A 15,028-nucleotide genomic window follows, 5' to 3' on the forward strand; every position below is an offset into this window, starting at 1 on the left:
GCGGTTACTCATGCGATACTCTGTCACAATGGGCTGTATAACCTCGGCGCCACATCCGGGCTCGGTCACATTGTGCGAATCAGCGTTACGGCACGGCTAAATTACAGATCCAGCTCCTTGCGGTAGTTGGACGGGGATGTGCCGACGTATTTTTTAAACTTGCTGTGGAAATAGTCCACGTTGGTATAACCTACCTTCTCCGCGACCTGATACACCTTCATGCCCTGCTTCAAAAAATCCTTGGCTTTGCTGATCCGGACCTTGTCGAGATAGGTATTAAAATATTCTCCGGTTGTATTCTTGAACATTTTCCCTAAATAAGCGCTGTTGTAATTAAATACCGACGCCAGGGTTTCCAGCTTGATATTCTCGCTGTAATTGCGCTGGATCAAATCCATGATCCGCTTCATCTCCTGGTCCCGCCCCCCCTTGCCTGCCTGCCAGATCAGCTCCTCCAGGAATTGCGATGAATGCTGGCATAAATCATGCGCCGTCCGCTGACGGAATATCGCGGCGATCCGATCCGAATATTCCTTCGTCCGCGACTGGAGCTCGGTATGATGCTGCATCAGCTTGTTGTACACGCCGGTGAGGAGCGCAACGAACGAACGCTTCATTCCCTCCTCGCTGTATCCCTCATGGACCATGGCATAAGCGGCGGAGCGCAGCAGATTTCGCTGCACCTCGACATTGCCCACATCCACGGCATAATAGAGCTGTTCCATCCACTGCAACGGATCATAGGGTTGCTGCTCGTCGCGTGAAATGTCACCCGCAAATCGCTCAGATCCAGAGAATAATAGCTCCCCCGGCGCATAGAAGAAGCGTTCGCGAATTCGTTCCTTGGCACAGCGGTAAGAGCTTGGGACCTCCTCCAGACGGTGAGCCTGGCGTCCTAGAGAAGATGTAATTGCAGTGCCTGCAAGACTTGCAGCTCCTTCCGCCATCTGAAGCAGCTCCTTCCTTCCACCTGCCGTCAGAACCGGAATCGGCATTAGAATGCCGATATAGTCATGCATTGAAAATACCACGCCATGCCCCTGTTCCTCAAAAGCCTCAATCAGCCTGTTTTTCAACAGATGGCTGCCCTCCTGCCCGGATTCAACATGCCGATGATCATGGATAAGCAGCACCTGATAATGATTCCATAACAGCCCCATCTTCTCGGCGATTTGCCGCCAAGCCGGGTCCGGCTTACTCTCCTGGCTGAACCAGGTTTGAATGAACTGCTCACGACTCATATCGGAAGCTGCTCTGTTCAATGTCCTCCATTCCTGCTCTTGTTCTATCGCTTCCTTAATCTGAAGCAAATATTGGCGAAGCTCCTCTTCATCTACCGGTTTCAGAAGGTACCCGTCAACGCGGTGGGAGATGGCCCGCTTGGCATAATCAAAATCAGCGTATCCGCTCAGGATCAACAGATGAATCGCAGCATCCACGGTCCGTATGGCTTCAATTAGCCGTAATCCGTCCATACCTGGCATTCGAATATCAACCAGCATCACATCAGGGGCTAGGTGTCTGTGCTTCTCCAATGCCTCGCTCCCGTTCGCTGCTGTGCCCACAATCTGATACCCCAGTTCGCCCCAAGGCACAATGCTTTTCAACCCCTCACGCAGCTTGGGTTCGTCATCCACGATTAACACTCTCAACATCCTTCTCTCCTCCTGTCGGAATCCTGAATTCAATACGTGTTCCAGTTCCCGGTTCACTATATATGATCAGCCCCGCTTCAGGGCCGTAGGTGAGCTGCAGACGAACATGAACGTTACGGAGCCCGATCCGTCCGCCGTCCTTCTCGTCGGTATCGTTCAAATAGCCATAGATCATCTTTAACCGGTCCAAAGATATGCCCGCTCCATTGTCCTCGGTGATGACGTGCAGCATCCCTTCGGCGGCCGTGACCCTAACCCTTATGAAGGTACCCTCTTCCTTGTGATCCATCCCGTGTATGACCGCATTCTCGACAAGCGGCTGGATGATCAAGGGCGGGATTCTGACGTGATTCGCATCGGGATCCACCTGAAGCTCATATTTCAGACGATCCTCGTAGCGGAATTTTTGAATGTCGAGATAACACTGCACCATCTCGATCTCGTCCTTAATCGTTGTTTTTCCACTGCCCACCTCGAGGTTGCTCCGCATCATTTTGCCAAGCAGCCGCACAATTCTGGCGATTTCACTCTCACCCTTGAGATGCGCCTCCATGCGAATGGACTCCAGCGCGTTAAACAGAAAATGCGGATTGATCTGGCTGGCCATCATTTTGAATTTGATTTCGTTCTGCTTCTGCTCCATTAACCGCTTCTGTTCGTTGGACTCCTGCACTTCGTTCATCAGGTCGTTAACATTGCCCACCATGGAGTTGAACTGACGCGACAGTTGGCCGATTTCATCCTTGCCGTCAATGGCCATGGCAACGCCAAGGTTACCCGTACCCACCTTCGTAATATGTTTGCTGAGACGCAGCAACCGGTTAGAGATCAGCGCAGAGAAGCTGTAAATGAGGATAACGGCCAACAGCAGACTCACAATAATAACCGTCATTGCCAGCTTGCTGATTCGGTTGGCATCCGACACAATGCTGTCGATCGAAAAAATGGAGATAATACGCAGGCCGTTTACGCCCGATTCCGTATTCAACGGCTCAATCAGAACTTTGGAGGCTTCATCGTCAATGACGGATTCATAGCTTCCACTGGCGTTGTACACAGCGCCGTTGTTATCATGAATTTCCGCCAAAGTCTTTCCGTACAGCTCCGGGCGGTTGGCCGCAACGATATTGTTCTTGCTGTCTACTATAATCGTGTCGAACGTTTCCTGGCTCAGAATCGTATTCAGCAAGCCGGTGTTCACGTTAATCACCAATACACCCAGATTGTCCTTGCTTCCCAGGTCGACCCCTTTAATCAGGCTGAGGTATACCTTCTGATCCCGTTCATCTCGAACATAATCCCAGTAGATGACGCCGATATTGTCTTCGGCTCGCCGATACCACTCGGTTCTCCTGATTTCACCCTCCGGGTATATGAATTCCCAATTGTTCAGCATGGTGGGGTTGTCGCTATAAAAGCGAATATTCGATATTTCCTTATACATCCGAATGGCCTGCTGCAAGTCAGGGTACTCCCTGTATGCTACAAATACGTCGTATACGCTTTCATATTGCCGGTTGGCAACATTCTTCAGACGCTCATCATACGATAGGCGATAGGATAAATCGTCCGCCACGTTGATAACTTCGGTTGACCGTTTCTTAATGCGGTCCACATTCTGATAAGCCTGTTCCAAAGCATTGTTCAAAGCGAATTTCCGGAGCTCTCCCGTAAGGAATATCCCCACGATGGCCACCGGTACAAAAACCACAACAACAAAGGACAATATTAGTTTGTTGCGGATCTTCATGTCGTTCATAATTTGAATGAAATTGGATAACATCGGACCGTCTCGCTCCTGTCCTCTAGTCTTCGGCATTTTTTTAGGAAAGCGATTACAAAACAGTGCACTTATGCTTGCCGCAGGCCTATTATATCAGCATTGCCATTCATCCAAGGCCAACTAAAATATGGAAGAAGCCCGACTCCAACACAAGGCTGGTCCGGGCTTATCTTCGCTATGTTTTTTTCCTTAATAAGCAAACCTTCTACTTCATGCCAGAAACCTCTACAGACAAGTGTTGTACTCTTATCCTGCCAGCACTGCTGAGAAGCTCACCGCTGGTTGTCCTGCTTCTACTTGAATCTGACCCTCTTGTAGACTCGCCCCTGAGCCCTCGACGGATGACACGGCTCCTGTCCCGTGCAGCCTCACGGAGAATGGCTTGCCGCTGCCTTCCACCACCGTAAAGTCAATGCGGTTTCCTGCGCGTACGGCCCGCACGACCAGCTCGCTCTCTCCGCTCATGCTGCGAACCGTGACGGATGCCTCGCTGCCGTCTTCCAGCGTATATAGACCAAGCTCTACACCGTCTGCATAGTCATATTCCGGACGGGCATCATTCGAACCGAGGGCAACAAACGAGTTGCCGCGTACAAACAATGGCAGTCCAAGGAAATCGTACGTTTCCTTGCGCCAGGATCCGCCCTCCACGGTGTCTCCTGTTAACAGATGCGTCCAGCGGCCCTGCGGCAGGTAGTACTTCACATCCCCCTTCTCGCTGAATACCGGTGCCACAAGCAGAGAATCCCCTAACATATACTGACGATCCAGCATCTCGACAGCCGGGTCGTCCGGGAATTCCAGGAACATGGCGCGCATGCTTGGTACGCCTTGCTCCGATGCTTGCACAGCTGTATGGAACAAATAAGGCATCAAACGGCTCTTCAGCTTCGTGAAGAAACGCGTAACGTCAACAGCCTCTTCGTCATAAGACCATGGCACCCGGTAGGAGCTGCTGCCATGCAGACGGCTGTGACTAGACAGCAGGCCGAATGCCAGCCAGCGTTTGAACACATGCGCTGGAGCTGTATTTTCGAAACCGCCGATATCATGGCTCCAGAAGCCAAAGCCGCCGAGACCAAGGGACAAGCCCCCGCGCAGGCTCTCCGCCATCGATTCATAATCCGCATAACAATCGCCGCCCCAGTGCACAGGGAACTGCTGCCCGCCAACCGTTGCGGAGCGAGCGAACACCGCCGCTTCGTTCTTGCCGAATTTCTCGACTAACACGTTGAATACCACTTGGTTGTATAACTGGGTGTAATAATTGTGCATTTTATGCGGATCGGAGCCGTCAAAATAAACCACATCCGTCGGAATGCGCTCACCGAAATCTGTTTTGAAACTGTCAACGCCCATATCCGTCAGCTCGCGCAGGTATCCTGCGTACCATTCGCACGCATCCGGGTTCGTGAAGTCCACAAGCGCCATGCCCGGCTGCCACAGATTCCACTGCCAAACGTCGCCGTTCTCTTTTTTCACCAGATAGCCCTTCTCACGGCCCTCCTCAAAAAGACGCGAGCGCTGGGCGATGTACGGGTTGATCCATACGCAAATTTTCAGTCCCTTTTCTTTCAGCCGCTTCAGCATGCCTTCAGGATCAGGGAACACCTCTTCATCCCACTGGAAATCCGTCCAATTGAGCCCCTTCATCCAGAAGCAGTCAAAGTGGAAGACCTGCAGAGGAATATCGCGCTCCAGCATACCGTCAACAAAAGAGTTTACAGTGTCTTCGTCATATTGCGTGGTAAAAGACGTCGACAGCCACAATCCGAAGGTCCAAGCCGGCGGCAGTGCCGGTTTCCCCGTCAGATTCGTATATTTGTCCAGGACGCCTTTCGGGTCCGGTCCGTCGATGATGAAATATTCCAGGGACTCTCCTGGCACACTGAACTGCACCTTCTTCACTTTTTCCGATGCTACTTCAAAGGATACGAGATCCGGCTGGTTCACAAACACACCATATCCTTTGTTCGTGATGTAGAATGGAATGTTTTTATAGGCCTGCTCGGAGCTTGTGCCGCCGTCCTGGTTCCATATGTCCACAGCCTGACCGTTCTTCACAAACGAAGTGAAGCGCTCGCCAAGTCCGTATACCCATTCGCCGACGCCAAGGTCCAGCTCTTCGCGCATGTAGGCCTGTCCGCCGTCTTCCACGATATGCGCCATGGATTTGGCCCTGCTGCCGGTGATGCGCTCGCCTCCCCTATAGAAGTGAACCGACCATTCCGGCCCCTTCCTGATCACAACGCTCAGATTGCCGCTGCGAAGAACAGCCTCCTGCTCGTTCTCTTCTATGACCGTGTGGTCACCTTCATTCCCATACAATTGAAATGCAGGACCGCGATCTCGTACCCCCGCATAGTGAACCAGCTTAACGCCGATGACGCCGGGTGCCGGCGAATGAAATTGCACGGTGATCAGTTGGGCATTAATTGTGGCTCCTCTTCCCGGAATGGGTGCCGTAGATGCATAAGCCGTCAGCGTGTTTCCTTTTACCGCGAAATCATAAGCCTGAACCGCTCCCGAAACGGAGTAACCCTCCCGGATAAGCCAGTTGCCGTCCGTAAATTTCATGCTATATACCGCCCTTCTATATTTGGTAAATTGAACTTTATGATGTAAGCGTTATAATGTCATTATACTGATCTATTTTTACCCATACTATCAGTATTCGATCTATATATAGCACAATATTGACGAAAACTATCGGTTTACCAATTTCGATTTCAATTCTAATTCCACTTCACGCATTCCACTTCCAAGGGGGATTCCATATGGATCAATCTTTTCGTCAATCGTTAAAAGAAAGCACCATCCACGGGAATGAACGGTTTCCGTTCGGCGCCTACTGGTATCACTTTGCCCCCGGTGCCCATGTGGTAGACTCCCATTGGCATAAAGAAGCGGAAATTTTTTACGTCATGGAAGGGGAGGTTCTGTTTCAGATTGATTCGGAATATATTCCTGTTCGGACGGGTGAAGCGATATTTATCGACGGAGGCGACCTCCATACCGGACATGCCCAGGGCGACCAAGGGTGCAGCTTCTGCGCCATGGTGTTCGATTTCGGCATGCTTGCAAGCCCCCACTATGATCTTGTTCAGGAGGGCATGATTATCCCGTTTCAGGAGCGGAGGGCAACCTTCCCAAGACGGATGACCTCCGAAACCGATGACAGGCTGCTTGGACATATAAAGGAAATGATTGGGTTATCGGAGCAAAAGCCTGCCGGTTATGAGGCCGCTATAAAGGGACATCTGTTTCTCATGTTGTTTGAAGCTGCATCCACTGGAAGGCTGGCAAACCGAAGCCGGAGCGAGACCGCTGATATCACGAGGACCGAGCGCTTGAAAAAGGTGATTCTCTACATTCAGAATCATTACCACCGCCCCATCCGGCTGAGTGAGCTGGCAGAGCTCATTCCGATGAGCGAAGGCCAATTCTGCCGGTTCTTTAAATCCATGACCGGGCAAACCCCCGTGGATTATATGAACTCCTATCGCGTTCGCCAAGCGGCAGAGCTGCTTCGGCAGCCGGACAATAAAATATCCGACATCGCACTCGATGTCGGATTTGGACACATCAGTTATTTTGTTCGGGTATTCCGAAAGATCATGAACTGCACACCATCGGAGTATCGGAAGAAATTATAATTTCGGTAAGCTTGGTATGGTCTGATTGCAATCCCCAGGTAGCGGCAAATTACGGCATACGTACCGCCCGGCGCTGTTCTCGTTCGCTGCTCCCGAAGGTGCAGGCTGGTGCACCCGCTGTTTCCAGAGCTGCCACAGCATGAAGCCATCATTGGCCTTTCCCTTATTCTTGATGTAATTAACCATCGTTTCTACATTATAATACTGTGTTGCGATGTTATTCTGTCCGTTCATCATCTCGGCATCATACACCGTGCCCGGTGCTGCATTTAGCTGCAGGACAGCGCCGCCGGAGCCCTCCGGTGCAATCTGCATGCCCATGTTGATCGGCCCGTTATATATCGCCTTATAAGATTCATATCCTTCACGAGGATCGTAGTAAATGCCCCCATCGTAGGACATCAGATTAATGAAATTGATCTTGCTGCCATGATCCTTGACGACACGGTACATCGTGCCTCCAAAAGGGGAACCCCACTGAACTTTGCCTTCCTCAAACGGCGTTCCCTTCACATAATAAGCGCCCGTAGACCATCCTGCGATGGAGATCTGAAGATTGGCATTCCTTGCATTGATTTCGTTATAGAGGCTCGTAATAATGCCGGCGATCTCGCCATCCTTGGAGCAGCTGAACTGAGCGGCTGTTCCTTTGTTGCAGCTGCTGCCGCTGGACTCCCAATCGATGTCGACACCGGCCACACCCAAATCCTGTGCCAGATCCACAATGTTCTTGGCATTGAATCCGGACCACTGTGAGCCTTGGCTGTACGACCAGCCTCCTACTGACAGGAACGCTTTCGTTCCGCGGGCTCTCAGCGCCGCGATGTTGTTTCGAAGGTCCAGGGACTGCTGGGAAGTAAATTTACGCTGGCCGTTTGGCGTTGTTGCTCCTTCCACGAATTCCAAACCCGCAACGGCTTGGTCAAATGCATAAGAGCCTTTGGCATACGTGGTATCTGGTCTTACAAATGCCAGATTGACATGGGTAATGTAATTGGGAACATTAGCCGTAGTCAGGTCGTATATGCTTGTATTCCAAGAGCTCGCGTAAGCAACATACATCCGGCTCCCAGGCAGCGGAGGATCAACAGGTGGGTCCACTGGCGGATCGACCGGGGGATCCACTGGCGGATCGACTGGTGGTGTTCCTGGATTGCAGGCCCCCAAGTCCTCCCATACGCCCCATTGTCCGGTCGTTCCAGGAACCTCGCCCTGCGTCCACCACTTCGCTTTCCACGCATGACCATTGTGGGATACTATGTTGCCTCCACCATACACAGCCGAACTGCTCCACGCAGGCTCTGTGCAAGCCTCGGCTGCTTGGGCCTTGAACACTGGAAATACACTGAATACCAGCACAGCAACGATTCCGAGAATAAAACCTCTCATGGTTCTGGACATGCTGTTCATCATCATACAACTCCTTCCATTATTCTTATTAAAGCGTTTTCAAATCTGACAAAAGCTTCGTTCCATACACCTCCCCAGGTCTATACCAATGAAATTATAAAACGCACTTTAAGTGTAACTTGGTGGATCTTTGTACAAAAAGGATAAGATTTACTTATATAGGGGCAAAATCCTACACCCTAATGAATCCATAATTCCAATAAAAAGCCGTCACTCTGCAAATTTTCGCAAAATAACGGCCTTGAATGGATAAGCTTGGTTAACCCTTACTACAATTTAGGGTATGATGATAGCAGTGTGTTATTTCTTGTTATCTGTTGATCTCCTTGTGGAGCCTTGCAAACGGACATTTTGACAGCGATTCTGTGTTATCCCGCAGAAAATATTGCTTCCATTCATAATTATCCTCCGCCCCATAGAACTTTAAATCCGGATGAGGCGGTACGGGATCATATTCAACTAACCGCTGGCGAATCATGGCCTTTGTTCGTTCTGCTTGCCCTTCCCGGGCATTGAACTGCTGCAGAACCCAGCGGGGCGTGAAGGCAAGCATCATATAAGGGAAATATCTGCTCTGACGAAGCTCATGCGCGGGTGTGCCGCAATACACAAAATAAGGCTCGCCTGCATAACAAAATTCCCACAGATGTTCCGAAGGCTCCTCGGGGAGACCCTCCGGCCAAGGTTCTGCGTCGTATTCGGTTGTTCGGCTTAGCAGCTGCCAGAATAAACGCTCATAGTACTCGACGCCTGCCAAGTCATTCCTGCTATGTTCCGTGTTGATCAACACGACAAGTGAAGTATACGGCCCAAAATCTCTGGAGCCGAGTCCGAACTCATGCAGCAGTGAGGCCAGTTGTCCCGCTGCCTCCTGCGATTCGCCCTGATTAATAAAGCCATATCTAAAATGCTTCAGCACATGTCCCTGCACTGCCGGAATACAGGGGAATTTGGCGGAACGGTCCGTCATTTTCTCGGTTAGCTTTATTATCGCTTCACGCTGCCAGTCCTCCGGTAATCCATGAATAGCATCCATATCTTCCAACCTCATTAAACCGCTCATCACCAGTCCTCCTCTTTCTACAGCATATAAGAGTGGATAAAAATGGGTGACTGTCCCGGCCGAAATCCAAATGAATTTCGAAAAGCGTTTCACGAAGCTTGAACTTTCTGATATCTTAAGTAGAGAAGAAATATAAAATGACCAGGCTTCTGCCTTAATTACCATAGAGAGGATTCTTTCACATTATGTCTAAACCCCTGCTAACAGATCAGATTCAAACTGCCAAGCCTGCCAAAAAACCGAGGCCATCCGCTCCGCCTGTGCGCATCTTTGCGCTGGGGGGGCTTGGAGAGATCGGAAAAAACATGTACGGTGTGGAATTCAAGAATGAGATTATCCTCATCGATGCCGGGCTGAAATTCCCGGATGCCGAAATGAGCGGAGTCGATTACATCATTCCGGATATCCGTTATTTAATCGATAACAAACACAAAGTGAAGGGTCTGTTTCTGACCCATGGCCATGAAGACCATATCGGGGCTATTCCTTATGTCCTTCGTCAAATCCAGATGCCGATTTATGGCGGGGCGCTGACCATCGGATTGGTTCGTGCGAAGCTGGAAGAGCATCGTCTGCTGGACCAAAGCGATCTGCGTGTGTTTCATGAAGACGAAACCATCTCATTCCGTCATCTTTCCGTTCATTTCTTCAGAACCACCCACAGCATTCCGGATGCCTTCGGGGTCGTGGTAGAAACCCCATACGGTCCGATCGTACATACCGGGGACTTTAAATTTGATTTTACGCCAGAGGATAGACCCGCTGATCTGCATAAAATCCTGCATATTGGCAAACGCGGCGTGCTCGCCCTTATGGCCGACAGCACCAACAGCGAGCGCGACGGATTTACGCCTTCAGAGCGTACCGTGGGCAACTCCATTCTGCGTCTGTTCCAGGAATGTCCCGGACGGATTTTGTTCGCAACCTTTGCTTCTAACGTCCATCGGTTACAGCAGGTCGTTGAGGCTGCCATCCGAACAGGACGCAAAATCGCAATTGTCGGCCGTAGTATGGAGAAGGTATTTGTCATCGGACAAGAACTCGGTTATATTCGCGTCCCTGACGGCATGTTTATCGATGCCAAAGCCGCTAACCGTTATCGGGACGACCAGGTGCTAATTATTTGTACAGGCAGTCAGGGCGAGCCCAATGCGGCACTGACCCGTATCGCCTCAGGTGCCCATCGTTCCATTCAAATTCATCCGGAGGACACCGTCATTTTCTCCTCCTCGCCGATTCCCGGAAACACCCAGAATGTAAACCGCAGCATCGATCTCTTGATGCGGGCCGGAGCAGAGGTCAAATACGGATCCATTCTCGATATTCACACCTCGGGTCACGGCTGCCGCGAAGATCTCAAGCTGATGATCAGCAGTTTGCGTCCTAAATATTTCGTACCGATTCACGGGGAGTACCGGATGATGCTCAATCACCGTCATCTGGCCGTGCAGGTTGGTGTTCCTGACAGCAACGTTTACTTGATGAACATCGGAAATACGCTGTCCCTGTTCCGCAACTACGCGCGGAAAGGCCGGAACATCCCTTCCGGAGACGTCTACATTAATAACGGTGAGCTTCGCACTCATGAAAAGGAATTGCTTGAAGAGCGGGTACAGCTCGCTCACGATGGTGTTGTCATCGTTGCCATTACCATCAATCGCGAAACGCGCAAGCTGATGTCCGGGCCGGAGCTGATCACCCGCGGTTTTGTCTATATGCAGGATTCCAAACCTCTTCTCCGCCGCGCAGAAGCCATGCTGCGCAAACAGCTGAACAAGGCCGGAGAGCAGCGTGAATACAACCGCGCGGCTTGGGAGCAGATGACCAACAACACGCTTAACCGTTACTTCAAGCGGGAGCTCGGCCGAAGCCCGTACATTATGCCTTCCATTATGGAAATATAAACGCTTCACGCCCTGCCGCATGAACAGAATCACCATACAAAAAGGGTGGACCCAAGGTATTTCATACCTTTGTGGGTCCACCCTTTTCTTACATTCAGTTCCTTGCTGTGAATAACAGAACAGCTATCGCTGCTTGCGATGCTGATTACTTAATCCGCAAGCTCCAGCCCTTTTGTTTCTTTTCCAAGAATCAATACCCCCGCAGCCCCGATTAGAATGGTCACAAAGAACATCACGAAGATGAACTCAATGCTGGTCCCGTTCTGCTTCAGCACACCGACGAGAAGCGGCGCAATCACGCCGCCAATCCGTCCGAAGGACGTCGCCAGCCCAACCCCTGTTGAACGTACTTTCGTCGGGTAGAGCTCCGGACTGTAGGCATAGAGTCCGCCCCATGCCCCCAGATTGAAGAATGACAGGGAAATCCCCGCAGCAAGAAGTGATGCTTCCGTATTGGCATAGCCAAACCAGATTGCACTTAGAGCCGTAAGCACCAAGTATGTAACCAGAACAAACTTCCGTCCAAACTTCTCAATAAAGTAGGCGGCTGTAAAATATCCTGGCAATTGGGCAAGTGTCATGATCAGCACGTACTGAAAGCTCCTGACCAGACTGAAGCCTTTGTCCACCATAACCGTCGGAAGCCACAGAAACATACCGTAATAGGAAAATACGACTGTAAACCACAGCACCCACAGCATAATGCTTGTACGCCGATGTTCGACCGACCAGACCGAGGCTACCCGCTGTCTTAAGGTCACCTTCGTGGCCATCTTTGCCTTCTGCTGTATATACCTTGGCGAATCCTCAATCGCACGCCGCAGATAGAGTGCATAGAAAGCAGGCAGAGCTCCAATCACAAAGGCTGCCCGCCAGCCGTAATCCGGTATGACAAAATAGGCGATAAGTGCGGATAAAATCCAGCCCGCTGCCCAGAAGCTCTCCAGCTGTACAACCGCTCTTCCCCGTTCATTTGCCGGCATACTTTCCGACACCAGGGTAGATGCAACCGGAAGCTCTCCGCCAAGTCCAAAGCCGGCGATAAAGCGCATAAAACATAACATAATAAAACCGGTAGCCAGCGCGGAAAGGCCGCTCGCTATCGAGAATATGAGCAGCGTCCAGAGCAGAATGTTCTTCCGTCCGTATTTGTCCGCCAAAAACCCAGCCATCGCCGCGCCAAATACCATTCCGATCGACGTTGTACTCGTCAGGATTCCAACCTGCTGCGAGCTTAGCGACCATTCGGTTGCCAGCGCTGCGACAACAAACGAAATCATTCCGACATCCATCGCATCAAACATCCAGCTGAGTCCCGCGCTGAACAGTAGCTTGCGCCGCTTCGGCTCTTTTAATAATTGCATGTTGCCCATATTGACCGCCCCCTCTCCTATATCTTTCTATAATGTAGAGCGAACAATACGTCTGGTCAAGCTGGATTATGCCATCGGCAAGATCACAGTGATGGTTGTACCTACCTGAAGCTTGCTGGAAACATGAACCTCCCCCTTGTGATCCTCAATCATTTTTTTGCTGATCATGAATCCCAAGCCGTTCCCTTTCTCCTTGGTCGTAAAAAAGGGCTCACCCAGACGGGAGAGAATAGACTCGGGAATCCCGCAGCCATTGTCAATGAAATGGATGGCGATGGTATGGCCTTCGCCTCTTCCCAGCCGAATGGTCAGCTCCCCGCCATCTGGCATGGACTCCACCGCATTTTTGATAAAATTAATAAACACCTGCTTCAGATGGTTCACATCGCAATCCACGCTGGCCTCGTGCGCTCCGAAATCCGTGATGATCTCAACGTTATGTATAATAGCCTGTGTATTCAAGAGTGTTATCACCTGCTCCAGGAGCTGCCGGATATCCGTACGTTCGAATTTCACACTCTGCGGCTTTGCCAGGAACAGAAGCTCGCTGACAATCAGCTCAATCCGTTCGATCTCTGAAGAGATAATATCGAAATATTGATCCTTCCGACCTGCACCGGATCGAATTAATTGGACAAATCCTTTGATGGAGGTCATCGGATTTCGGATTTCGTGGGCGATACCTGCCGCAAGCTGCCCGGCCATCGACAACTTATCGGACTGAATCAGCCTCTCCTCTTCCTGATGGGCGGCTCGCTTTAAATCGGTGATATCCGTAAAGTGAGCTATGTAGCCGAGCGTTCTTCCATCTCTGCTATGGGCCATGCTTAACCTGCAGGATACCCACTTGATATCGCCTTGTTTATGTAACAACCTCTTCTCCATTTGCAGGGAAAGGGCCTTACCCGACATTAATTTCTCCAGTCGTTCCCTGTCCTTATTCACGTCTTCCGGATAAATCCAATGATAGTACGGATGGTACAGACATTCCTCTGCCTCATACCCTAGTATGACACAAGCAGCGGGATTGATCTTGATAATGCTCCCCTCAGAATCGATGAATACCGTTCCGATCGGCGCAACTTCAACCGCCTGAACCATAAAATCATAGTTGAGACATTCACTATTCATCATCGTGGAGATCCTCCTGTCCTTCGTTGTTCAAATCGTTTTACATATTTCGAGATATAGGTTTGCTTCTCCTCTCCTCTTCTCTATATTAGAAAATATAAATAAAGCAAACCAAAGGATAATTTGGACATAAGGCGAATATATTGTTATGGAGTTTCTAATATATGGTGTCAATACCAGAGCTATTCTAGTGAAACTGAGAGAAAATGGTATTTTTTGACTTGAACACCATCGCTTTTTCGTTTATTGTGAAAGAAAGCAAGTCATTTACAATTGCTAGTCGTTAGGACCGTTAACAAAGGAGTTTGCGAGTATGTACACGGAACAAGATATTTGGATTGTGCTTACAGGCACGGGCACCTGGTTCAGCAGAATGATCCAATATTTCACGAAGGCCCCACTAAACCATGCATCCATTGCGTTTGATTCCGAATTACGCGAAGTGTACAGCTTTGGCCGAAAGAAGGCAAACAATCCGTTTGATGGCGGTTTGGTTCGCGAGAATTTGCGCGCTCCATTCTTCTACACCTCGGAATGCGCCGTTTACCGCTGCCGCGTCAGTAATGAGGACTATCAACGCATGCACAATCTTGTCAAAGAGATGATGCGTGATCAGAACCGCTACAAATATAATCTGCTAGGGCTGCTGGGTATATTGTTTCGGATTCATATTGATCGTGATGATGCTTTCTTCTGCTCTCACTTTGTCGCTACCGTTCTCGAGCAAGCAGGCCTGCGGCCTGTGAACAAACCTTGTCACTTGGTAACGCCAGAAGATTTCGCCCATTCACCGCAGTTGAATGAAATCTACCACGGTCCTCTTCATGGTTATCTTGCTCAGGAAATGACCTCCCCGCTGTCCCCGACGCCGACCTTTGCTCCTGCAACAACCAAAGGCAGAGGCAAGTTCTTCCGAATCGGGAAAACGGGTTAATACCGAAATGTTTAGCTATGATATAAATAGGAACCTATAACATCTTGGAAAAAAAGCAGCCGGGCGATCGCCCGGCTGCTTCTTTATATGTTCTTCACGGGATTTCCCCGACGTCGTGC

At 50.3% G+C, this 15,028-nt stretch carries 10 protein-coding genes; 3 read left to right on the plus strand and 7 right to left on the minus strand.

Annotation, left to right across the window (positions count from 1 at the left end):
* Nucleotides 1-101 precede the first annotated feature (101 nt).
* From PGL02S_RS14980 to yicI, 3 genes are all read right to left on the minus strand, one after another.
* Nucleotides 102-1,655 (minus strand): response regulator transcription factor, encoded by a 1,554-nt coding sequence (locus PGL02S_RS14980; protein ID WP_006212769.1) that lies wholly within the window; start codon nt 1,653-1,655, stop codon nt 102-104.
* Entirely contained in the window at nt 1,630-3,438 is a 1,809-nt protein-coding gene (locus tag PGL02S_RS14985) for a sensor histidine kinase (RefSeq protein WP_036643535.1), read from the minus strand. Before PGL02S_RS14985 ends, PGL02S_RS14980 begins: the two co-directional genes overlap by 26 nt.
* A 246-nt stretch (nt 3,439-3,684) precedes the next feature.
* Nucleotides 3,685-6,015 carry an alpha-xylosidase gene (yicI, locus tag PGL02S_RS14990; RefSeq protein WP_036643536.1) on the minus strand — a complete coding sequence of 777 codons (2,331 nt, stop codon included), beginning with the start codon at nt 6,013-6,015 and terminating at the stop codon, nt 3,685-3,687.
* A gap of 200 nt (nt 6,016-6,215) precedes the next feature.
* On the opposite strand from yicI, the gene PGL02S_RS14995 reads away from it, so the two are divergent.
* On the plus strand, nt 6,216-7,094 hold the full coding sequence (locus tag PGL02S_RS14995; protein WP_036643537.1) for a helix-turn-helix transcriptional regulator: 879 nt from the start codon (nt 6,216-6,218) through the stop codon (nt 7,092-7,094).
* Here PGL02S_RS14995 and PGL02S_RS15000 read toward each other — a convergent pair.
* Together PGL02S_RS15000 and PGL02S_RS15005 are read right to left on the minus strand one after the other, a co-directional pair.
* Entirely contained in the window at nt 7,089-8,507 is a 1,419-nt protein-coding gene (locus PGL02S_RS15000; RefSeq protein ID WP_255308635.1) for a glycosyl hydrolase family 18 protein, read from the minus strand. The genes PGL02S_RS14995 and PGL02S_RS15000 overlap by 6 nt on opposite strands.
* 307 nt (nt 8,508-8,814) lie before the next feature.
* Entirely contained in the window at nt 8,815-9,567 is a 753-nt protein-coding gene (locus tag PGL02S_RS15005; RefSeq protein WP_036643538.1) for a YqcI/YcgG family protein, read from the minus strand.
* A 185-nt stretch (nt 9,568-9,752) separates the two neighbouring features.
* Here PGL02S_RS15005 and rnjA point away from each other — a divergent pair, with 185 nt between their 5' ends.
* Complete coding sequence (rnjA, locus tag PGL02S_RS15010; protein WP_006212775.1) at nt 9,753-11,471, plus strand: ribonuclease J1; 1,719 nt, start codon at nt 9,753-9,755, stop codon at nt 11,469-11,471.
* 149 nt (nt 11,472-11,620) lie between these two features.
* Here the strand turns inward: rnjA and PGL02S_RS15015 are convergent, their stop codons facing one another.
* Complete coding sequence (locus tag PGL02S_RS15015) at nt 11,621-12,844, minus strand: MFS transporter (RefSeq protein WP_036643539.1); 1,224 nt, start codon at nt 12,842-12,844, stop codon at nt 11,621-11,623.
* Nucleotides 12,845-12,910: 66 nt separating this feature from the next.
* Nucleotides 12,911-13,978 (minus strand): ATP-binding protein, encoded by a 1,068-nt coding sequence (locus tag PGL02S_RS15020; RefSeq protein ID WP_036643540.1) that lies wholly within the window; start codon nt 13,976-13,978, stop codon nt 12,911-12,913.
* Nucleotides 13,979-14,288: 310 nt separating this feature from the next.
* Between PGL02S_RS15020 and PGL02S_RS15025 the strand changes: the two genes are divergently transcribed.
* A complete protein-coding gene (locus tag PGL02S_RS15025; RefSeq protein WP_006212779.1) occupies nt 14,289-14,909 on the plus strand; it encodes a hypothetical protein in 621 nt (206 codons plus the stop codon).
* Nucleotides 14,910-15,028 lie beyond the last annotated feature (119 nt).

The sequence above is a fragment of the Paenibacillus glucanolyticus NBRC 15330 genome (assembly GCF_004000885.1).
GTDB lineage: Bacteria > Bacillota > Bacilli > Paenibacillales > Paenibacillaceae > Paenibacillus_AQ > Paenibacillus_AQ glucanolyticus.

Excerpts from the sequence above, each read along its gene's own strand:
- PGL02S_RS14980 (WP_006212769.1), bottom strand. The coding sequence starts at position 1,655 with ATGTTGAGAGTGTTAATCGTGGATGACGAACCCAAGCTGCGTGAGGGG.
- PGL02S_RS14985 (WP_036643535.1), bottom strand. The coding sequence starts at position 3,438 with ATGTTATCCAATTTCATTCAAATTATGAACGACATGAAGATCCGCAAC.
- yicI (WP_036643536.1), bottom strand. The coding sequence starts at position 6,015 with ATGAAATTTACGGACGGCAACTGGCTTATCCGGGAGGGTTACTCCGTT.
- PGL02S_RS14995 (WP_036643537.1), top strand. The coding sequence starts at position 6,216 with ATGGATCAATCTTTTCGTCAATCGTTAAAAGAAAGCACCATCCACGGG.
- PGL02S_RS15000 (WP_255308635.1), bottom strand. The coding sequence starts at position 8,507 with ATGATGAACAGCATGTCCAGAACCATGAGAGGTTTTATTCTCGGAATC.
- PGL02S_RS15005 (WP_036643538.1), bottom strand. The coding sequence starts at position 9,567 with ATGAGCGGTTTAATGAGGTTGGAAGATATGGATGCTATTCATGGATTA.
- rnjA (WP_006212775.1), top strand. The coding sequence starts at position 9,753 with ATGTCTAAACCCCTGCTAACAGATCAGATTCAAACTGCCAAGCCTGCC.
- PGL02S_RS15015 (WP_036643539.1), bottom strand. The coding sequence starts at position 12,844 with ATGGGCAACATGCAATTATTAAAAGAGCCGAAGCGGCGCAAGCTACTG.
- PGL02S_RS15020 (WP_036643540.1), bottom strand. The coding sequence starts at position 13,978 with ATGATGAATAGTGAATGTCTCAACTATGATTTTATGGTTCAGGCGGTT.
- PGL02S_RS15025 (WP_006212779.1), top strand. The coding sequence starts at position 14,289 with ATGTACACGGAACAAGATATTTGGATTGTGCTTACAGGCACGGGCACC.